The sequence below is a fragment of the Paenibacillus sp. MER 99-2 genome (assembly GCF_023714095.1).
GTDB lineage: Bacteria > Bacillota > Bacilli > Paenibacillales > Paenibacillaceae > Paenibacillus.
The window spans coordinates 151,598-173,254 of sequence record NZ_JAMAUZ010000003.1; the positions used below are offsets into that span (position 1 = coordinate 151,598).

General features: G+C 43.9%; 18 protein-coding genes. 12 read left to right on the forward strand and 6 right to left on the reverse strand.

Features of this window, described 5'->3' with window-relative positions; all coding sequences use genetic code 11:
• Nucleotides 1–195: 195 nt before the first annotated feature.
• The 8 genes from M3636_RS15710 (at nt 196) to M3636_RS15745 (ending at nt 11,029) form a co-directional block, all read left to right on the forward strand.
• Nucleotides 196–1,338 (forward strand): response regulator, encoded by a 1,143-nt coding sequence (locus tag M3636_RS15710; RefSeq protein WP_251383151.1) that lies wholly within the window; start codon nt 196–198, stop codon nt 1,336–1,338.
• Nucleotides 1,339–1,737: 399 nt separating this feature from the next.
• Nucleotides 1,738–4,767, forward strand: coding sequence for a hybrid sensor histidine kinase/response regulator (locus M3636_RS15715; RefSeq protein ID WP_353056296.1), 3,030 nt, complete (start codon nt 1,738–1,740; stop codon nt 4,765–4,767).
• A gap of 267 nt (nt 4,768–5,034) precedes the next feature.
• Nucleotides 5,035–6,351, forward strand: a complete 1,317-nt coding sequence (locus M3636_RS15720) for a sensor histidine kinase (protein WP_128104147.1) — start codon at nt 5,035–5,037, stop codon at nt 6,349–6,351.
• Nucleotides 6,323–7,219 (forward strand): response regulator, encoded by an 897-nt coding sequence (locus M3636_RS15725; protein WP_251383153.1) that lies wholly within the window; start codon nt 6,323–6,325, stop codon nt 7,217–7,219. Before M3636_RS15720 ends, M3636_RS15725 begins: the two co-directional genes overlap by 29 nt.
• 141 nt (nt 7,220–7,360) lie before the next feature.
• Complete coding sequence (locus M3636_RS15730) at nt 7,361–8,491, forward strand: SGNH/GDSL hydrolase family protein (protein ID WP_251383154.1); 1,131 nt, start codon at nt 7,361–7,363, stop codon at nt 8,489–8,491.
• Between the two features lie 350 nt (nt 8,492–8,841).
• Nucleotides 8,842–9,636 (forward strand): transporter substrate-binding domain-containing protein, encoded by a 795-nt coding sequence (locus M3636_RS15735; RefSeq protein ID WP_251383155.1) that lies wholly within the window; start codon nt 8,842–8,844, stop codon nt 9,634–9,636.
• Between the two features lie 17 nt (nt 9,637–9,653).
• Nucleotides 9,654–10,310 carry an amino acid ABC transporter permease gene (locus M3636_RS15740; protein WP_251383530.1) on the forward strand — a complete coding sequence of 219 codons (657 nt, stop codon included), beginning with the start codon at nt 9,654–9,656 and terminating at the stop codon, nt 10,308–10,310.
• Nucleotides 10,307–11,029, forward strand: coding sequence for an amino acid ABC transporter ATP-binding protein (locus tag M3636_RS15745; RefSeq protein ID WP_145411017.1), 723 nt, complete (start codon nt 10,307–10,309; stop codon nt 11,027–11,029). Before M3636_RS15740 ends, M3636_RS15745 begins: the two co-directional genes overlap by 4 nt.
• Nucleotides 11,030–11,324: 295 nt before the next feature.
• Here M3636_RS15745 and M3636_RS15750 read toward each other — a convergent pair whose 3' ends face one another.
• Nucleotides 11,325–12,083: an MBL fold metallo-hydrolase gene (locus M3636_RS15750; RefSeq protein ID WP_251383156.1), complete on the reverse strand. Its 759-nt coding sequence runs from the start codon at nt 12,081–12,083 to the stop codon at nt 11,325–11,327.
• A gap of 223 nt (nt 12,084–12,306) precedes the next feature.
• Between M3636_RS15750 and M3636_RS15755 the strand changes: the two genes are divergently transcribed.
• Nucleotides 12,307–12,903 carry a TetR/AcrR family transcriptional regulator gene (locus M3636_RS15755; protein ID WP_145411019.1) on the forward strand — a complete coding sequence of 199 codons (597 nt, stop codon included), beginning with the start codon at nt 12,307–12,309 and terminating at the stop codon, nt 12,901–12,903.
• Nucleotides 12,904–13,056: 153 nt separating this feature from the next.
• On the opposite strand, the gene M3636_RS15760 is transcribed toward M3636_RS15755, so the two are convergent.
• Nucleotides 13,057–13,596 carry a dihydrofolate reductase family protein gene (locus M3636_RS15760; protein WP_251383157.1) on the reverse strand — a complete coding sequence of 180 codons (540 nt, stop codon included), beginning with the start codon at nt 13,594–13,596 and terminating at the stop codon, nt 13,057–13,059.
• A 78-nt stretch (nt 13,597–13,674) separates the two neighbouring features.
• Between M3636_RS15760 and M3636_RS15765 the strand changes: the two genes are divergently transcribed.
• On the forward strand, nt 13,675–14,580 hold the full coding sequence (locus tag M3636_RS15765; RefSeq protein ID WP_251383158.1) for a helix-turn-helix transcriptional regulator: 906 nt from the start codon (nt 13,675–13,677) through the stop codon (nt 14,578–14,580).
• 28 nt (nt 14,581–14,608) lie between these two features.
• On the opposite strand, the gene M3636_RS15770 is transcribed toward M3636_RS15765, so the two are convergent.
• Together M3636_RS15770 and M3636_RS15775 are read right to left on the reverse strand one after the other, a co-directional pair.
• On the reverse strand, nt 14,609–14,998 hold the full coding sequence (locus M3636_RS15770) for a winged helix-turn-helix transcriptional regulator (RefSeq protein ID WP_128104144.1): 390 nt from the start codon (nt 14,996–14,998) through the stop codon (nt 14,609–14,611).
• 201 nt (nt 14,999–15,199) lie between these two features.
• Nucleotides 15,200–17,257 carry a CAP domain-containing protein gene (locus M3636_RS15775; RefSeq protein WP_251383159.1) on the reverse strand — a complete coding sequence of 686 codons (2,058 nt, stop codon included), beginning with the start codon at nt 17,255–17,257 and terminating at the stop codon, nt 15,200–15,202.
• A gap of 262 nt (nt 17,258–17,519) precedes the next feature.
• Here M3636_RS15775 and M3636_RS15780 point away from each other — a divergent pair, with 262 nt between their 5' ends.
• A complete protein-coding gene (locus tag M3636_RS15780) occupies nt 17,520–17,744 on the forward strand; it encodes a hypothetical protein (RefSeq protein WP_251383160.1) in 225 nt (74 codons plus the stop codon).
• A 45-nt stretch (nt 17,745–17,789) separates the two neighbouring features.
• On the opposite strand, the gene M3636_RS15785 is transcribed toward M3636_RS15780, so the two are convergent.
• Nucleotides 17,790–18,653, reverse strand: coding sequence for a GNAT family N-acetyltransferase (locus tag M3636_RS15785; RefSeq protein WP_251383161.1), 864 nt, complete (start codon nt 18,651–18,653; stop codon nt 17,790–17,792).
• Nucleotides 18,654–18,909: 256 nt separating this feature from the next.
• Here M3636_RS15785 and M3636_RS15790 point away from each other — a divergent pair, with 256 nt between their 5' ends.
• Complete coding sequence (locus M3636_RS15790) at nt 18,910–19,518, forward strand: flavin reductase family protein (protein ID WP_251383162.1); 609 nt, start codon at nt 18,910–18,912, stop codon at nt 19,516–19,518.
• 193 nt (nt 19,519–19,711) lie between these two features.
• Here the strand turns inward: M3636_RS15790 and M3636_RS15795 are convergent, their stop codons facing one another.
• Complete coding sequence (locus tag M3636_RS15795) at nt 19,712–21,580, reverse strand: AbfB domain-containing protein (protein ID WP_251383163.1); 1,869 nt, start codon at nt 21,578–21,580, stop codon at nt 19,712–19,714.
• Between the last annotated feature and the right edge of the window lie 77 nt (nt 21,581–21,657).

The window sequence follows — 21,657 nt, forward strand, 5'->3', positions numbered from 1 at the left end:
GCGTGGCTTCATCAGGCTGGATAGCTTATCATTTGATCAATATTGTTGCAGATTTATAGACCCTGACCTATAGTGAATAGTAACAATTGTAATCGTTAAAAAATGAAATAGTAGATTGAATATGAAAAAGAGAACTGTAAAATTCTGTGTTATTCTAATGTGTTTCAAGACTTCGGAGTCAAGGAGGAAGCTCCTGTGAAGGTGATATTGGTTGATGATGAACAGCTAGCGTTAATCGGTCTCAAAAAATTGCTGGAGAAAGAAGTAAGTGATATTGAAATCGTTGCTACGTATATGAATCCGACTGATGCTATGGCAGGTATTACGTTGCATCACCCTGATGTTGTATTTTTGGATGTCCACATGCCAGAGCTGGATGGTATGGCTCTGGGAAGACAGATTCAGGAGGCAACACCTGATATTGAAATTATATTCGTAACCAGCCACGACCAATATGCAGTACATGCATTTGAGTTACAGGCGCTGGACTACGTAATGAAGCCTATCTCCATAAAACGATTGAAGCAGACGGTAATTCGTGTACAGGATAAACTGAGCATGAAACAGAAGGGTTCGTCAGAGAATACAAAAGTACCGTTTATTTATTGTTTTAATCAAATTCGGTTTAAGCTGCCTAACCAGGAAATCCAGATTGCCAAATGGCGTACAAGCAAAGCGCAGGAGTTGTTTGCTTATTTGTTGCATCATCGAAACCAGATGGTTCATCGCAGTGTGTTGCTTGAGATGCTGTGGCCCGAACTGGAAGAGGATAAGACTGTACATCAGCTATACACCGCTATGTATCATGTCCGCCAAACGTTGAAATCCTACGGTATGGACATGATTACAATTCAGAGTGGAAGCCTAGAGGCTGGCTATAAACTTGAACTGGGAGGAGCCCAGTTGGATAGCGAGCAGTGGGAACGTGAGATCAGAACATGGAAAGGTGTCGATTTAGGTACAGTTGATGCCTATGAGAAGGTGCTACATATGTACACAGGCACTTACCTCGGCAATTACGAATACATGTGGGCTGAACCAGAGAGGGAAAGCCTTCGTTACTTGTGGCTGTACCATATGAAACAACTTAGCTTGTTTTATCAACAGCAGGGTCTGGTTGAGAAATTAATTGAACATACGCAGCGTATCCAGCGGATGTTACCGGATGAAGAAGAAAGTTATTTTACCCTTATGAAGTTATATGCTGAGATGGACAACGAACTAGGTGTGGAGGAGCAGTATCGACTCTTAAAGACTAGAATGGAGCAAGATCTGGAGATACCTGTTAGAGAGAATATCAGCAAATGGTACCAGGACTGGAGCATGGGTTTAAAATAACTCAGTTGATCGAATCAGACAGTCTTGCAAAATGGATGAGTGCATCATTCTAGAGGGATGAAATGAACTTCATGTATATATTGTGTATAGGTCGATCCTATATAATTGAATTTTGATTTCATGTGATTGCAAGATCAATCAGCCCTATCCGTAGGTAGGTGTATCAGCAGAAGTTAAAATTCTAAAATTCTGTTAGAAAGGGATCGATCCTTTTGTCGAGTCACTCTCATCATGCAAAACGCAAAGCTTTATAAGCAGAACATAGTAAAAAACACCATAATTATTTTGACCACATTCGCTTTGTTATTTGGTATGCGTTGGTACTGGTCGTATCAGATGTTCCCTGTTTTACATAACTATACCCCTATTAATGGTGTATTGGATCTACGAGACATCAACTTGGATAATGAGCCTCTTACCTCGCTGAGCGGAGAGTGGAGTTTTTACCCAGATCAGCTTCTTACTCTATCTGAGATAGAATCCGGAAGTTATAATATGACACCCCTGCAAGTCCCTGCAGATTGGAGTACAGCGTGGGGGGACTCTTCACAGAATTCCTATGGATATGGTACCTATCACCTTCAAATATTAATTAATCCAATAGATCAGCCTGTAGCTTTTTGGTTCAAAGAGCTCCAGGCTTCATTTGAGGTAGAGGTCAATGGAGAGAAGTTAGGTGGGCAGGGCAAAGTCGCCAAGTCCGCTGAAGAGTATGAACCCTATAAAATATCCTCTAGCCCCTCCTATACTGCTAGAAATATTACAAAGATTGACCTTGTACTGCGTATTGCTAACTTTGACAGTCCTTACGATGGAGGGATTCTGCTTCCTGCCTATTTCGGATCCCAGAATGCGTTGGATTACTCGCGTTGGTATTCCATCGGTTTTCAAATCTTTATTTTCTTAGTATTGATGCTTCACGGGGCTTATGCAGGAATTTTATATTTGATTAATTCACGCGAGCGGGCATTATTATATGCTATGTTTCTGGTCATCTCCGTCAGTGTAGCCATTTTATGCAACCGAGACAATATTATCGCACTCTGGCTACCGATTAACTACACATGGCTGTTAAAAATTCAGCTTGTCGCTTTATTATCACAAAGTATCCTAATCATTTTACTATTTCAGAGTTTCCTTAGTAGAAGCGCTTCAGGTCTATGGACACGAATATACATCGCAATGTTACTTATAGCCATAGTTACAATACTTGCAGTGCCAGTTTCATATGTATATGAAATCATTGAATATTTTGTGTTCGATGGTCTATATTATGCTGCCTTTCTATGGTTTATCACAATCGCTATTAAGATGGTGAGTAGACAAAAGAATGATCGTGATATCATTTTTCTCTTAATTTCAGCGGCGTGTATCGTTACGAACTTATTGTGGAGTTTTGCTGAGACATCCTATGACATAACAACGGTTTATTATCCTTTTGATCTTATCATGGCTCTTACCGGATTTTCGACATACTGGTTTCAGAAATATTTTCGCAATGTGAGTTTAAACGTAAAATTAAATGAAGAACTATTGAAAGCAGATCAACTCAAGGATCAGTTCCTAGCTAATACTTCTCATGAGCTAAGAACGCCTCTGAATGGCATCATGAACATCGCTCATCATATTGTATCAAAAGAAAAAGATCGGTTGTCTGCTGACAGTGTGCAAGATATGAATCTCCTCATAACAATTAGTCGCCGCATGTCACATCTTATTGGAGACTTGCTGGATGTTGTTCAACTTAAGGAACATCAAATTACATTGCAAACCGAGCCGCTAAAACTTCAGTCTGTTGTGCCTGGAGTTGTGGCGATGATGAAATTCATGATTGAGAGCAAAGCGATTACCTTGCATAACAATATTCCAGACTCGTTACCTATGGTTATGGCAGACGAAAAGCGACTGGTGCAAATAATTTATAATTTAGTTCACAATGCGATTAAATTTACAGACGGGGGTACGGTAACGCTATCTGCCGAAGTACGCGAGAGAAAAGTTTTCATTCATGTTTCGGACACGGGAATTGGTATGGACAAGGAGACACTTTCTCGAATATTCATTCAATATGAGCAAGGAGCGGCAGGTGTAATCAATGAGCAAGGAATTGGACTTGGCTTGAGTATTTGCCAAAAACTTGTTGAGTTGCATGGTGGTAGCTTGGATGTTCTCTCGGAACCTTCAATAGGCTCCACATTTACATTCAGTCTTCAACTTGCGGACATGGGTGCTAATGTGAAATTACCAGAGGCACCCCTGAATAATCAGCAAGATGGTGGGCAGGAACTAGAACTGCTTCCCGATGAAGAGCTATCTCTCGCATCCAAGCATCATCTGGAAACGAATTTGTTGGGGGAATTAAATAAAAGTGTGTGGGAGACCAGCAGTACTGCTGGCATCAGCCCATTATTAAAGGAGAGCCCAGTTCATATTTTGGTCGTCGATGACGATCCTATTAACCTGAAGGTGCTGGTCAGTATCTTATCCTCTGAATCCTACACAGTAACTACAACGAATTCTGGTCGTGAAGCGTTAGAGTTATTAGGTACGCGCCAATGGGATCTGTTAGTTTCAGATGTAATGATGCCACAGATGTCGGGATACGAACTGACTCAAAAGGTACGTGAGCGCTATTCTGTTTCAGAGTTACCCATTTTATTATTGACGGCTCGCAGCCAACCCTCGGATATTTATACTGGCTTCTTATCTGGCGCCAACGATTATGTGACTAAGCCAGTCGATGCCTTAGAGTTGAAATATCGAATTAAAGTGTTAACAGATTTGAAACAGTCGATTAATGAGCGGTTGAGAATTGAAGCAGCCTATCTTCAGGCACAGATTCATCCCCACTTTTTGTTCAACTCATTGAATTCACTTATTGTTCTAAGTATGGTTGACATTGATAAAATGTTTGAGTTTGGGGCGGCCTTAACTTCTTTTCTCCAGATCAGTTTTAACTATCTTAATACCGGAGAAAAGGTCGAACTTCATCATGAGTTGGAACTGGTTAAATCGTATTTATATATTGAACAAGAACGTTTTGGAGAACGGTTGTCCGTTATATGGAACATAGACCTCGATCTAAAGGTAATGTTACCTCCGCTTTCCATTCAACCTTTGGTAGAGAATGCCGTCCGACATGGACTGCTTAGCAGAGTTGCAGGTGGAACACTTACCTTAAATATTACCCTGCAGGAGCAGCGTAAAGAGGTACTGATTGAGGTTCATGACAACGGTATTGGTATGGAGCCCCAGACGGTTACACAGTTACTGAACGATTCAATGCAAGATAAGCGAGGCATCGGAATAATTAATACCAATCGCAGACTAATGCAACTTTATAATAAGGGATTGAGCATTCGTAGCAAACTAGGAGAAGGTACATCTGTTTCGTTCGTCATCCCCTATGATGATCAATCGCACACGTGACCAATGCACCACGAATTGAATTAGTCCCTTTCACGAGACGGTTTATCGCCTAGATAGATCCCTCCTATACTTTTGGTGTAGGGATCTATTTGGGTGTTTTTTTATCTAAGGTGAGATGTTATTCGTGATGGTAAGAGTAACGGATCTGTTTTAATTGCCGTATTTTAATTATTTCTAATCAAGGCTCCATATGTTAGTATATTTAACATCAGAAGCGCGGAGTGTAACGATAAGCGCTAATCGTTGTAATAGTAGGTGGAGAGATCGATGCGTAACTGGGTCAAAAATGAAAACGTGCAGATGACGGCCATCGCCTTGGCTACAGCTATTGGCGCACAGTTCAAGATTAATCCTTTTCGGGAAGACTATTTTCGCATCGGTCTGGGTGTCAGCATTCTTCTATTTTTGCTGATGATTATGCCCCACTTATCTTATGTGAAGACAGGAATTCTGACAGGGATCGCTAATCTGATCTTTCAATCTGTGGATCTGCTGAGCCATGTCAGTACGATGCCGATCTTAGAAAGTATGCGCGACAATATAGGTGCAGGTATGTACTACGTCGTATTCGCTTATGGCTTGAGTAGGATTAAACATCGATTTCATGAATTCCAGCCACTGGTTCTTGGTGGAATGATTACGATCATAGACTTCTCCTCCAATCTGACGGAGCTTCTGCTGCGCGGCATATTTAATGGCACGAACATTTTCTATCTGAAAGAATGGTTGTATCTGTTGATTGTTGGAGCTCTGCGAAGCTACTTCGTTATTGGGTTATATAACAGCTTCGCGGTAAGGCAGATGCGGCTTCTTCATGCTGAACAGGAGAAGCGGATGGAACAGATGATGAGTGTGAACTCAGGGTTATATGGTGAAGTCTTTTATCTGAAGAAGTCGATGAATACCATCGAAGGCATTACGGCGGATAGTTATGAGCTGTATCGGGATCTGAGAGAACATGAGATGAATGAATATAGTCAACGGACACTGGGCATCGCACAGCAGATCCATGAGGTGAAGAAGGATTCTCAGCGTATTCTGGCAGGTCTGCTCAAGGTGTATGATAGCGAAAAGGCAGTCCATCTTCAATTATCCGAAATGCTGCACTTCGCTGCCAAGGGCAATCGGAAATATGCGGAGATGTTGAATAAACAGATTACGCTTGAGAAGCATCAGCAATTCGATTGTGAGTCTCCATATTGTATTCCTCTACTCACCGTGATGAACAATCTGGTTGCAAATGCAGTAGAGGCGATTGAGACGCAAGGAACCATTCAGATTCATGTGTACGACCAGGAGATGGATGTGGTTTTTGAGGTTACGGACTCAGGCAAAGGAATCCCGGAATCGAAGCGACAGATTATTTTTGAACCAGGGTATACGACCAAATACAATGAGGTAGGGATTGCTGCAACAGGCATCGGTCTATCTCATGTGCGTGATATTGTTCAGTCCTTGGAAGGTACGATTACGGTAGGCGTGCCGCAAGGTGGTACCGGCTCTAGATTTGTCGTGTGCATTCCCAAAGTGAGTTTGGTAAAGGAGGCCGGGGTCGATGACACTTTCTATCCTGATCGTAGATGATGATAGCGTAAGTAGAAGTATGTTACAGGATATTATAGATGAATGTGGAGCAGGTGAGCTTGTAGGTACGGCAGAGGGAGGCATTGAGGGGGAGCAGATGATTATGAATCTGAGACCCGATGTCGTGCTTATCGATCTACTGATGCCTGATCAGGATGGCATTGAGACCGTTGCAAGGCTCAAAACACTGGGATTCGCGGGCAAGTTCATTATGATCTCACAGGTAGATAATAAGGAAATGGTAGGTGCGGCTTACCAGCAAGGGATTGAGTTCTTCATTCATAAGCCCATTAATCGTGTGGAAGTGGAGCATGTGCTCAAAAGGGTGAATGAGCAGTGGAAGTACGAGCGTTATGTGCTTGAGATTCAGCAGTCCCTTACCAAATTCAACATTGTGGAGACTCCCCCTATCGCGAAAGGACGCACTGTTCGTGATGTATCGAGAGCCATTCTGATGGACCTAGGTATTCTGGGTGAGAGTGGCAGCAAAGATGTTATCGCATTGATGGAATATGTCATCGAACAGAAGCAGGCTGAGGAGTGGCCTTCGCTCAAGGAAATGTACGAAGCTGTTGCACAGACCTATAAGCCGACAGCCAAAGAGGTGGAGAAAGAAAGCAAGGCTATGGAACAGCGCATCCGGCGAACCGTCAATGCAGCATTAACGAATATGGCTTCGATCGGTCTGACCGATTATAGCAATCACAAGTTTGAGCATTATGCACCGCTCTACTTTGACTTTCAGGATGTTCGGATGAAGATGCGGGCGATGGAAGAGGATCAGCCTGGTGATAAAGGCAAGGTCAATATTAAGAAGTTCCTGCATGTGTTCTACATGGAGACGGTGGAGAAATTAAGTGGCGGCTGAACCTGCTAAATAGCGGGTCGGTCGTTTTTTTTGTGTTGGCTCATGTAGCTGTAGTAGTAACAAACTTGGTATAGTTGTCTGGGTATTTTTGGTATGATGAGCATATTGGTGCAAAACAAAATCCAAGAGAGGGATTGTGTGATGATGGAAAACAATAAGTTAAAGTACTATGCATTACTCGATGTTGCTCAGTTGAAGGTTCATGGGAGAACGACGGAGAGCAGGTCGCCGCTGACATTGTTTTGGACAGGTAGTGCAGTGGAGCTGAACGTGACAGGGACAGAGTTATGGATAGAGGTTGATTCCAAATATGATGTATGTGAACCATGGATCAGCGTTCTAATTAACGACGTAGTTGTAAGCCGCCAGATGTTGGTGCACGGAAGGTACTGGGTGTGTATTTTCAGAGGAATGAACGAAAGCGTTACCAAAAATGTGCGAATCGTAAAAGACACCCAAGCCATGAGTGGGGATCCGGGATTCTCACTACAGATTCATGCGTTGAAATCGGACGGTGCATTCCAGTTGGTAGAGGATAGACCTTATAAGGTAGAATTCATCGGAGATAGCATTACATCAGGTGAAGGTGCTATTGGGGCTCAAGCCGAGGAAGATTGGATTCCGATGTGGTTCAGCGCGACTCAAAATTATACGGCGATGACGGCGGAGGCTCTTCACGCAGATTATCGCGTCATCTCTCAGAGCGGCTGGGGCGTGATGACGAGCTGGGACAACAATCCGAGCGCCAACATTCCACAGTATTATGATCAAGTGTGCGGTCTATTAACGGGGGAGATGAATGAAGCGCTGGGAGCGCATAACCCGCATGACTTCAACGCATGGCAGCCGGATGTGGTGGTCGTGAATTTAGGCAGTAATGATGGCGGTGCCTTCCAGACACCAGAGTGGAAAGATCCCAACACGGGGGTCACGTATAAACAACGATTGAATGCCGATGGGACGTACCATGAGGAGGATGTAGCTAAGTTCGAGCAAGCAGCATACCAATTCTTGATTCAGTTGCGGAAAAATAACACCAAGGCACACATCGTCTGGGCGTATGGCATGCTTGGATTTCCGATGATGCCTGCTATATATCGCGCGGTAGATATCTATATGAAGGAAACGGGCGACCGAAATGTGTCGGTCATTCAATTGCCGAATACAACGAGTGAGACGGTAGGGGCTAGAACTCATCCAGGGATGTTATCCCATAAACGGGCAGCCGAAACCTTAACAGAGCATCTGAAAGGTATACTGCCCATTCGGTGATGATGGAACGATGGCGAAGGAAAAGTGATAGAAACGCAGAGGAGATTCTTTTGTAATGATATAAAATGAAGTCGAGTGAGCCCGCTGATGATGACAGCGGGTTTTTTGGGTTTACTTTTCGAATTTAATGTTAGGTAACATTACATAATAAAGCTGTATTATTTGTTTTTGTTTGCACAAAATCATAAAAAGACATCTAAAAAATTATTGTGTAATGTTTATTTTCATTAATTGTTATATTTAATTGTAGGATTATGTAAGTTTATGTAGGTGTATTTGTACAATACGATTATCCATTATGAGATCGATTCACTCGGTCACCATCCAATAAGAGAAAAGGGGTTTTTTCCATGAAAAAGGTAGCATCCATTGTCCTCACTTCGATCATCGCTTTAACGCTCAGTGCCTGTGGGGCAGTAACATCCGATAGTCCTGCACAGTCTGCAAGTGGTTCGGCAAACGTAGAGAAATATACATTCGGAACGGATGCAACTTATCCTCCATTTGAGTTTGAAAAAGACGGTAAATATGTCGGTATTGATATTGACCTGTTGAACGCAATTGCTGAAGTGGAAGGATTCGAAGTGGAGATTAAACCAATGGACTTCAAAGGAATTATCCCCTCCATTACATCTAATCAGTTGGACGGTGCAATTGCCGGGATTAGCATAACAGATGAGCGCAAAAAAGTCGTAGACTTCTCCGACCCGTACTACCAAGCTGGTTTATCCTTAATTGTCAACGAAGATAACACGGATATTAAAAGCCCGGAAGATTTGAAAGGCAAAACCATTGCCATTAAAAAAGGAACCTCAGGCGCTAACTTGGCGGACGAATATGCCAAAACATACGGTGCTCAAGTGAAATATTTCGATGATAGTCCATCCATGTATCAGGAAGTGGCTAACAAAAATGCGGACGCTACCTTGGAAGATTTCCCGGTTATCTCTTACAAGATTGCTATTGATCCAAACTCGAAGCTCAAAATTGTAGGGGATCGTCTAAATGGTGACTTCTACGGAATCGCAGTTCCCAAAGGTGACACAGAATTGCAGAAGAAAATTAACGATGGATTGAAGAAGCTTGTAGAGAACGGAAAGTATGATGAAATTATCGGCACCTATATGGGAACATCGGCTAAATAGAAGGGATTGTGATAAAAATGGATTCCTCCCTGCAAGTCATTATAGACGCATTGCCGCTTCTGTTACAGGGTACACTGGTTACGCTCAAGATTGTAATTATATCCTTGCTTATCGCTCTTGTTATCGGTCTAGTCTCAGGGTTAATGAGCACTTCATTGAATAGGTTTCTTAGGCTAATTGCGTCGCTCTATGTGGATCTGATCCGTGGTACACCATTGCTCGTGCAAATTTTCTTCATTTATTTCGGACTACCTACGTTTCTGGACATCCGAATTCCGGCGGAGACAGCAGGCATTATAGCCATTAGTTTGAATGCGGGAGCCTATATTTCGGAGATTTTCCGAGCTGGTATTAATTCGATCAGCAGAGGACAGCATGAGGCTGCGCGTTCGCTAGGTTTGAATCGTTATCAAACGATGAGACTTGTTGTTCTACCACAAGCAATTCGTCGAATGATTCCCACGTTTGTGAACCAGTTTATTGTGACAATTAAGGATACGTCCTTATTGTCGGCTATCGGTATAGCAGAACTAACACAGAGTGGAGAGATTATCGTTTCTTCTAACTTTCGAGCGTTTGAGATCTATGGTGTGGTCGGTGTATTCTATCTGATTATGATAATGATACTTAGCCGTGCTTCCCGATATGTAGAGAGGAGGTATGCAATCGGATGATCAACGTACAGAATTTGAAAAAGCAGTTTGGAAATATTGAGGTGTTGAAGGACATTTCGACAACAGTTCAGGAGAAGGAAGTGGTATGTGTTATCGGTCCTTCTGGCTCAGGTAAGAGTACTTTCTTGCGCTGCCTCAATCTTCTGGAGGAGGTCACTTCTGGGAAAGTGACGATTGGTGATGTCGAAGTCACCTCACCTAAGACGAATATTGATCAGTTACGAACGAACGTGGGTATGGTATTTCAACAGTTCAACCTATTTCCTCATTTGACTGTGTTAGAGAATATCATGCTTGCGCCGAAACATATCAAGAAGCTAGGCAAGCCGGAGAATGAGCAAAAATCATTGGAACTGTTAGGAAAAGTGGGTCTGCTTCAGAAGAAGGATGCCTATCCGGAGCAGTTGTCAGGTGGTCAGCAACAGCGTGTAGCTATTGCGCGTGCGCTTGCCATGAATCCGAGTGTGATGCTGTTCGACGAGCCGACATCGGCGCTTGACCCCGAGATGGTAGGTGAGGTGCTGCAAGTTATGAAAGACTTGGCTCACGAGGGTATTACGATGATCGTTGTTACGCATGAGATGGGCTTCGCCCGTGAAGTAGCGGATCGTGTTATTTTCATGGATGGTGGTTATATTGTGGAAGAAGGCTCGCCTGAACAGATCTTTCAGAATACTCAGCATGAGCGGACTAAAGCATTTTTGGGAAAGGTTCTGTAAGTCAATCTATAAAGAAGATGCATTATTTATTAAAGTGCGTGTTCAAAAAGGTCGGTTTTCAGTACCGAGAAGATGGAATGAAGATAGAAATGGAGTAGCGGAGCGTAGGCAAAACTACGTGAGCAACGGACATTTCGGCTGAATTTCATCTTCAATGCTGAGATGCCTTCAGGCAACCATCGTAATCAAAAGCGGACTTTTTGAACAACCTCATAAAGAGTGCACAAACACCCGTGGTTGTTATATGTATCCATGGGTATTCGTGCACTTAACTTTTACTGACTGATTTATAGGTTTAAAAGTAGATACACTCCCCATCCTCAGGTATCACGACGGAATCTAATAACTGATTTTGCTCAATGTAGTGTGACAGGGCTTTTCTTGATGTTGTACAGTGTCTAATGGCATCCATATGTACAGCAATTACCTTAGTTGAGGGTGAAATTTCTAAGATCGTACTAATATCCTGAGGTGTCATTGTGATCGTGGAGCGAAACAACAGTTGCGCGCTTGCTGAGTTAACGATACATACTAGAGGTTTATACTGGTTGAACACGTGTTTAATAGGATCAGTGAGAACACAATCACCTACGATATATAACGACTCTTCTTCAGGTGTGCTTAGGATAAATCCGGATACAGGGCCGAGAAATCTGGCCAAGCTTCCTTTTGCATGCTGTCCACGAACCCTTATAAAATCAATGCCCTCCCAGTGTCCAGTATCCTCTATAGAAGATACATTCTCAAAACCCCAGGATAGGATACGTTGATGATCCTCAGGTGAGCATAGTACAGGTGTCTTTTTGTTGAGTATTTTCTTGGCTGTTTTGTCAAAATGGTCGAAATGCAAATGGGTGATGAGTATCGCATCAATATGTTCAAAAGTTTCTAATGGTACAGGCAAAGGGACGGTTGGATTTCTGCCAAAATGATGGGTAAAAGGAATGGGTGGAAGCTCTCCTTCGTCACTTAACATGGGATCAAGAAGAATTGTTTTTCCTAGTATGGTGATCAGAGAAGTAGCATTGCGAATATGCTGAATGGTTATCGTCATGTTGAAAACTCCTTAAGTAGGGAAAAGTAGTTTTTATAAAAAAATACCGACCGGTCTGATTTATGGTAACATACGTTATACACAGTACACAATATTCATATCGATGACCCTGTTTCGTGTCCCTCGGTTTTAATTGAGCATGCTTGTAATAGGCTGGGTCATAAGCGTATGATATTTTAGGATCACTCGGTATTCGGCATGATTGGAAAGGGGAGGGTACGCTTTGCGCAAAGGCCAGATCACCAAAGAACATATCATTCGTGAATCGGCTTCACTATTTAATACTAAAGGATATACGGGCGCTTCCTTGTCTGAGATCATAGAGCGTTGCGGAATTCGCAAGGGCGGGATCTATAATCATTTTGAAAGTAAAGATGAAATAGCTCTGGCCGCCTTTGATTACTCGGTATCACAAATGCTGCAATTCCACTCTCAGGCACTGGAAGGAGTTGTAAGAGCCAAAGACAAACTGCTTGCCATATGCGGTGTATATATTGAAATGATGGAAAATAACACGCTCGAAGGGGGCTGTCCTCTATTAAATACAGCTGTTGAAAGTGATGATGCTCATCCGTTATTGAAAGAAAGGGCGCAGTACGCTATGAAGAATCTACTGGATGAGCTAGCACATATTCTTAAGGAGGGAATGGAGCAAAGGGAGTTCAGAGCAGATCTTGAGCTGGAGGAAGTGAGCAGCAACATTATTGCAATTATTGAAGGTGGGATTATGTTGAGCAAACTATATGAGGACAGCAAGTATGTGCGTTATGCAGTTAAGCATATCACTGAGTTTATGGATGACCGGCTGTTAATCCGGTAATCGTATTGAAACATAATTGGGTTAGAACATGGATGGACAAAAAAGCCCACTCATTTCACGGAGGGCTTTTTTTGTATTCATTTTGAATAATTTATCAGCAATAGATTTAGTAGACACAATGAACTCTCATAGTACTGATCTTACAAGGAGGTATCACTTCTGTGTATGTTCTGCCTCATAGCGGATCGCAATGATCTGCCCGAGCGTCTTGGTCTCGATGGTCTTCCACAGACTCGGCATCGTGCCTTTGGGGAATAACGGAATGCCTTCTCCTAGAATTTTCGGAATAATCGCCACTTCAATCTCATCCAGTAGATGCTGCTCCAGCACGGATTGAACCAGCTTCCCACCGCCAACAATCCATATATGCCCTGTTGTAGAAGCCTTAAGTCGGGCGATTAACTGTTCCACCGGCTCATCTGTGAATTCAACGTGTGGAGCTGGCGGCTGCTTCGAACGGGACATGACATATGTTGGACGATCGGCATACATAAAATCTTCAGCTAGCGTGAGCACCACTTCATAAGTATCACGTCCCATGACAACGGAACCGATCTCTTGATAAAATGCTGCGTACCCATTGTCACCTCCATCTCCCTCCACATCCATCAGCCAATCTACAGAACCATCTGGTCTTGCGATATATCCATCCATACTCATTGCAACATACAAGATAACCTTAGTATCTGACATATGCATCGCTCCCTTCTTCTTAACGTTATGATACACTCTAACTATGACAAAAGTTGACGTAATTAAAGGTGGAGAATTATGAATCATCGGAAACTTGCCATCATGAGATTAATGGATTCTAGGCGTAAATTTACGGCTCGCGAGCTGGCTGAGCGGTTCCAGGTATCTATTCGTACGATCCAACGTGACCTGGATGCGTTGCAGTCAATGGGCTTCCCTCTATATACGGAGGTAGGTGTACACGGAGGGTACCAGGTTTTACCGAATCGTTTGTTGCCACCCCTCCAGCTTCATCAGAGCGAGGCGTTAGGTTTGTTTCTGATGCTTGAATATTTAGAGAAAGTACCGGATTTCCCTTATGGATCGGTGCGAGAACATCTGGCAGAGCAGTACTTTTCAAGTCTGCCGCAGGATGTACAGGATCTCGTGATGCGAATGAGAGAACATATTACTTTTCTTCAGCCACATTCATCGACGCACACTCAGCCTATGACGACTACAATGCTGGACGCAGCGGTGGAGAAGAGAGGTGTTACCTTCCAATATTCTTCCCGTAATGGACAGAAAACAGTAAAGGTCTTTCCAATCGGCATTTATTATGATCGCGGGTACTGGTATATGCCTGCACGGAATAAGGAGAGAGTGTTGCTGTACCGTGTAGATCACATGAGTAATCTTGAGATTATGGATGAAACGGATGAATCTACCCCGAACCTGCATGATTGGCTGCGTGCGAAGGATGAACGGGAAAGTGTGGAGGTCGTGCTACATTTTACGGATGCGGGGGCAAGGCAAGCTGCCTCGGATGTCGTATTTAAGTCTGTACAGGATAAGGTATGGAAGGGTGCGGTTCCCGTGGATGAGCTGCCATATACAGCGCGTGGGCTTCTGGCCTATGGACCAGAAGTGAAGGTCGTGGCTCCAGTAGAATTGAAGCAAATGGTGCGAAGTATGCTGGAGAGTAGTCTGGAGCAATATCTGTAAAGAAGAACAGACGTACAGAAAAAAAGGACTACAGGTAGTCCCTGACTGTAAAGGTGTGAGGCTTATCTCCCTTATTACCCTGTGATTCTTCGACGTTGTGCACACCCCATTTGCAGATTTCCTCAAGGATGGGCATCAAGCTCTGGCCTCTACTCGTTAAGGAGTACTCTACCTTTGGTGGAGATTGGTCATATTCTACCCTTTGAATAACACCGTCACTTTCAAGATTACTCAATTGAGCGGTTAACACTTTGTATGTAATGCCTGAGACACGACGCTTGAGCTCTCCGTACCTAGTGATTCCGTGGAATGCGAGTTGGTACATAATTTTCATTTTCCACTTCCCGCCAATAATAGACAAGGTATAGTCAAACGGGGTTAGAACAACATCTTTCTTGATTGCTGTAGTTTCGTCCATATTGGTTGGACTCCTTTGAGAAGATTTATGGAATTTGTAAACCGAAATTCATTCTTATGAACAGGGAGAACAGCATCGTATTCGTTAGTAAAAAAACAACAATAATTCAGGCTCACTCCACTTTGATCAAACGAAGTGAGGTGAGCCTGAGGTTGCTCGAGACGCAAAGATGCAAATGGTTCAGGAATTATGAATCATGAATTAGAATTGACCCATATTCATTTTTCCTTTAATTACAGTCAAGCCGTAGGTGATTGAAGGAGCATACATATACAGATTTAACTGTTGCGGTGAGTAAGGGCCAACCTCTGTATGGAAGTTTCCATTTTGATCAAACTGAACGGTTACTTCCTCAATATGTTTGGAGATAGGTCCTTCTTGCACTTTAATGTTAATGCTCTGTCCTTTTAATTTAAGGAATTTGCCTTCTAGAACCAAGCTTCCATCACTACGATATTCAGCGAAGAAGCTCTGATCGGTATATGTGACTGGTTTGATGTACACTTCTTTTTTTGGCATTTTGGGAAGGGTTAATGGATCTGTTGGGATCGTGGGTCTTCCCTCCAATACACTTATTCCGTTGTGCAGATACTTAAGAATCTGGAGTGCTTCTGCCCGAGTCACTGTGTCGGAACCTTCGTAACCAGAGTAAGACAATTCTGTTTTTCCGCGTACATAGTCGTTGCCAAGTACATACTGAATTGCGTTAGATCCGGCAAAATGTTTGCCATCTGCGGCAGACACAATCTCCGCAATTTGCAGGCGTGTAATAGCCTTGTTCCTGGAGGCGGCCTTGTTGATCCCTGCAAGCGGGTAGTTACGATCCTTCGCAATCTGATAAGCTGCATCCACTAATGTCTTCTTAGGAGCTTGATAAGATTGAATATCGATACGGTAAGCTTTTAGGAGCATCATCCAGAACTCTGCTTCTGTTACGGTCGTATTCGGCTGGAGCAATCCATTGCTTGCTGGGCTTACAATATCTAACTTTAATCCCCACTCTAGAGCCTCCTGTAAAGGATGGCCTGTGGCATCAGTAGGCAACTTGGTTAGCGAACTGTTATAATTTCTCGTTTTCCACTTCGGATAGACTTTAACTTTTACTTGTGTTGTTTTACCTTCTAATGTGGCTTTCACAGTGTAATCGCCCGGTTGTATTGCGCTGATAATTCCAGCAGTAGACACCTTAAGGCCTTTGGCATTGCTGCTTATGTAACTTAATCCTTCTGTTGCCTCATCAAAAGCATTATCATCATAGTGGCTTGTCCACCTCAACTGGAGCTGTTCACCCTGATTAAGAGTAACTTCTTCGGTAAAAGGTGTAATTGAAGTTAAGTTCGTTCCTTTTCCGGTTGTAAAAGACCATGTCTTGTTTTTAGAACCCGTTGCCTCACCTGTGGAGTATGTGAGTGAAACGGTATATGTCTGATTACCTTTTAACACCGACTTTGGATAAATAAATAACGTTTTGCCATGTAACTGTTCATGATATGGAAGTTCGTTTCCTCGGCTATCTTTGATGACAACTTGATGATTGATCATTTCGAGCTGAGCTGCTGCGGAAATAATATAACCCGAGAACGTTACGCCGAACTGCTTGAGCGGATTCGGGATTTCATTGCCATAGAATCCTACCGGTACATTGGTCTGTTGATCGTAAGGATATACAGCCATCGTTCCCTCTTCTTTGGTCATCCAAGGGCCTGCGAAATCTGCGACAGCCGTTCCATCGACCAGACCGAACCCAACTTCAACAAGGGTAGGATCAAGAACGATTTCCCGATGATATGCAGTATCTAGGAATCCTTGTAGAGCGGCCGAACTGCTCTTCTGCTTGAAATGCATAGCTTCGGAGTAAGCATACCCCTTTGGAGCGACATAGCCAGCTGCTTCAATTCGATTTTTCATGTTTTTACCTGTGAAGCCTGGCATGCCTTCTATTTGTAGATGAGAACTCAGGTCAGGTTCCTTGCTTTTGTTGGTGTTGTAATAGATAGCATGAGACTCGGCAGCACGTGTGATAATTGGATTCAACTTGAGTGGAGGAACGCCGACCTTAGCGCGCACCGCATTAAGGAAATTTAACGCATCCAGTTGATCCTGGGTGTACCCGGCACTGTCGGCGCTGGCACGAGGCACAACATGGGTGCTAAATGCTCCGGCTAGTAGGCTAAAGAGAGCCAGAACTGTCGTGACATAAGCAATCTTGGTGATGAAGCGCCTACGCTTGGTTAAAGATGATTTTCTGTGAATAAACAAGATGTGACCTCCTTCAATTAGATTATGATAAAGTTCGACATAATATTTGTAAATCCTGCCATATGTACTACGCGACGCATCTGTTTGCTGTGTTATATGAGCTTTTGGTTACTATGCAAGCTAGATGAGTGTAAATGAATTATTCTGATGATTTGTTTTCACAATTTCCCTCATTTTGTCAGTACAATCATAAAGTTATTGATTATTGTTAACAAATGTAAATTATAATAAATGATACAATGTGATGTTAAAGGAGATGAGAATGGTGAATTTGAATAAGATGACAACGATCATTACCTTCATTTTGCTCATCATGATGGCCATCTTTCGGAATAACGTAGCTACCCTCATCTTCAGTGTGGTCATGATTGCGCTGATGGGGTACACCGCGTTCCGTGTGAGAACCAAATGGAATGTAGGCACTGCCGTATGTCTAAGTGTGATCCTTGTGATCTGGAATGTGTACCTTGGCTTGGAAAATCCATAACAAAGAGACCCGCCTCCTTAACGAAGGCCGATCTCTCTAGACTCCTTATACCAACTTGCCTCTATAGTAGTGATACTCGGAATTCACTTCAAAACCAACACTTCGATACAGGTTCAGAGCACGCTCATTCTCGGTAACAACGGACAGCCGAATATCGGTATAGCCCTGCTCCGTTAAGAGATTCGACAGAATGGTAAGCACAGCACGTCCCAGTTTTCGACCCTGATGAGCGGGCAGAATGCAGAAGTTATGAATAAATGCAGTTGTGGCATTAATGGAATTGACCCGTACTAGCCCAACAGGCTGTTCATCCTGACAGGCAATATAGGTTACTCGGCTAGGTTCATTCGTTTGCATAAAATATTCACGAGTCCAGCTCTCTGAATCGCCGAAGGCTTGGGATGAGCAGGTGATCATAAAATCCCAATCTTGAGCTTCTGCTACACGCAAAGTAACTTCGGGCAGCTCATCCATAGGAGAGATTTCACTCACAAGCTGCATGACGTACTCCGCACGATCATACACTGCTCCGAGTGATTCAGCCGTGTTGATTCCTGGAGATAAACCCTGAGGAATACGGTAGCTGAGCTGATGTATACCCTGTGGTGTCATGTCCAAAATGGCCTGCTTCAGTAAGCTGCGGAACACACCTTGGCGGCGATGCTGTGGATGTACGATGGCATTTATACTTCCGGTCTCAGCGTCAGAAGCATACCAACTGAGGAGTCCAACTAGTTCGCTGTCGCGATAACAGAGAAGCGCGTGATCTCCGCCTTTTTTGCTGATATGATCAAGATCGGCTTTAAGATGTACGGAATCGAGTTGTTTACATTGTTGTTCGAGCGAGACAATCGCCTCAATCTGTTCTTGGGAATGATAGATCATCGGAACGACTTGATAGGTTGACATGCATTCACACCTTTTTATTGAAGGATACGCACAGTAACTCGGACTAGAGTTCGCTATGCTCCAAAATAGAATTTTAACTGAAGTTAGCATTATCTAAATTTATCTAAGATGAATCTATGATTTGATCGAGGTACGCACTTTAAAGTGCGTACTTTTTTTATGGTAGACAAGTGTATATTCTTATACCAACTATATTTGTCCCCTCCAGCTTTGTAAATGGAAGGATCTACTGAGGGATAAGGAAGGGTGAGTGTAATTGGTAAAGGATCATCCACATGAATTTGCAGCAGGTGATATCACGGTTGATGAGATGTATAAATTAATGATTGGTTCAGTAGTACCCCGGCCGATTGCTTGGGTTTCTACGAGAAGTGCGGAGGGGGTGCTTAATCTGGCGCCATTCAGTTTTTTTACCATTGCCTCGCGTAATCCACCAACGTTGCTCATATCGATTGGACCTGGTGTAGAAGAGAGACAAGGCACGATTAAGGACACGCTGGTCAACATTCGGGAGACGGGGGAGTACGTTATCAACGTCGTTCCTGCCTCGCTGGGGGCTTCAATGCAGCGCTCGTCCGCTCATGTAGCATCGGAGGATAATGAGTTCGAACTTGCAGGAGTTACACCCCAGCCAGGGATATGCGTGCGTGTGCCTTCCGTGCAGGAGTCTCCCATTGCCTTTGAGCTTACATTGGATCGAATCATCCTGGTTGGTACAGATCATGTGGTGCTTGGAAAAGTCGAGCATGTTCGGGTCGATGCAGAGGCATACGTCGGTGATTATAAATTAGCCCTAGAGAACTGGCAGCCATTAGCCAGTCTTGCTGGCAATTATGCCATGATTACACCAGCATTCTCGTTATGAGAACGAGTTGTAGAATCATATCTCATAGCGGGTGAAGCGCAGAGAAAAAGTCTCCATTTCAGGCGGTGGTGCCTGATCAGAGACCTTTTTCCGTCAATGTATAGAAGGTTGTTCGTTCTTGTGTCCTCATGTGTAAATGGTGGCATTTCTATGTTACAGATGCACCGCTAAAGACCATTTTACCGCTACGCTGCTAGAAGTTCGTACGGGCAAACGTGGCATCACTCTTCACGGTTGAACTGCTGGATGCATTAATGGCATCAAGTTGCAGCACATAATCATAGTGCCTGATGTAATAGCCGGGCTGACTGTAGGATTGCAGTGAAACTTTGCTACTGTCCGCCCAGCCGGGACTGCTTAGGAACGTGGCATCTCCCTTATAGGCGGCGGTATTGGTATAAGCTTCAAGCACAATTTTGTTGCTGGCATTCCACTTTAAGAAATAGCCAGGGAAGTTGATGGACTCCAGCGAGATTCCTGTGGAGCTGGCAAGACCAGGAACAACGCGGAACTGGGAATCGAGTACTGGCGTGACGTTGGCATCCACACGAGCTGTATAATTCGCATGACGGATATATCGATCTGGATAGTTGTGTGAATTGAAGCGGCTGTATCCGGTGGCATCAGGGGTAGCAGGACCCAACATTTTAACCTCGTGTAAGGTTGGCGTATACCAGTTGCCAGGATTGTTCCATAAGACGGCATTCACCATATTGATTCGTACATAACGAGCAGTGAAATGCACCGCATCGGTCGTGAAGCCATAGGTCAGATTGTTGGTGCGATCTATTGAGGCGTAATTAACGCCATCGTTGCTGATCTCGATTTTATATTTGTAATACCCTTCAGAGCCTTTATACATAAACCAAGACGTATCGATCTCCGTGATGGTCTTCGGAGCGCCGAAGTCCACCTGCCACCATGCCGGCCAACTGTTGGATGAAGCCACCCATGAATTCTGGTAGTTGCCGTCATTCACGTTGGAAGCAGATGAGCCGGAGGCTGTCGAACTGGCGGTAGCTGTTTTCCCTTGTGCATGATTGACGAGAGCGGGTGGGGTTACTGTGCCTGTAGCTGCATCAATGTTCCACGTGGTGTACCACTCCAGTGATGCCGTTCCGTTCGAATCATTCAAAGTTAGCGGCAGCCAGATATGCTTGTGTTCTCCGAGATTCATTGGATTCCAGCGGTCTGCCATGTAGATATAGGATGTTGTACTGTTGCCTGTGATCGTGGCGATATCATGGATCTGCGAGCCGAAGGCAGATGGATTGCCATATGGTGTGAGCGCGGTCCATGGCCCTGTCATAGACGTCGCAGTGGCGTACGCTCCTTGATTCGGATACCAGCCCGCGGCTTGGGAGGTGAAGAGGTAATAACGGTTTCCTTTCTTCACAACGGCAGGTGCCTCGCGATAGGCATTCTCGAATAGCCAGCCTTCGAAGGATTGAATTCCGGTGTAGCTTGCATTCATTTTGAAAATAGCCATCGTATCATTAGCCCCGCCATTCTTGTGGGAAGCGGTAACCAGATAACCTGTGCCATCCGTATCCACGAATACGGTCATGTCACGGGATTCATAATCGAGTGGACGGAAACTGCCCTCATACGAAAATTTGCCATTCGGCGTATTACTTGTGGCTACCGCTACACGCCCAAGGTTGTAATCCGTCCCGTTCTCATAATGTGCCCACAGCACATATTGGGAGGTGGCGGCATTATAGATGACTTTGGGACGCTCGATTTTGCTGGATGCCAGCTCCGTTGCAGAATCCTTCGTCAGGATCGCATTGCTAAATGTCCAATTCTTCAGATCTGTGGAGGTGTAGACGTTAACACTGTCGAATCTGCCGCCTACTGCATGTTCACCATACAGATAATACGTCGAGCCTACCTGCAGAATGTTGCCGCTGTTGGCATGGATGGGATTGCCCGCCGTATCCAGCCAGTCGGTTCCGTTGGTTATCGTGACACTTGCTGCACTTGTTCGTTCTGGATGAAGACCAAACAGAGTGAACGTGAGCGCTAAGACTAGACACCAGACAGCTTGCCTTTTACCCATTACATACACCTCCCGATAGAATGAAGATCAATATAGCGCTTTCAATTATATTCTAGTTGGGCTACATTCGATGACAA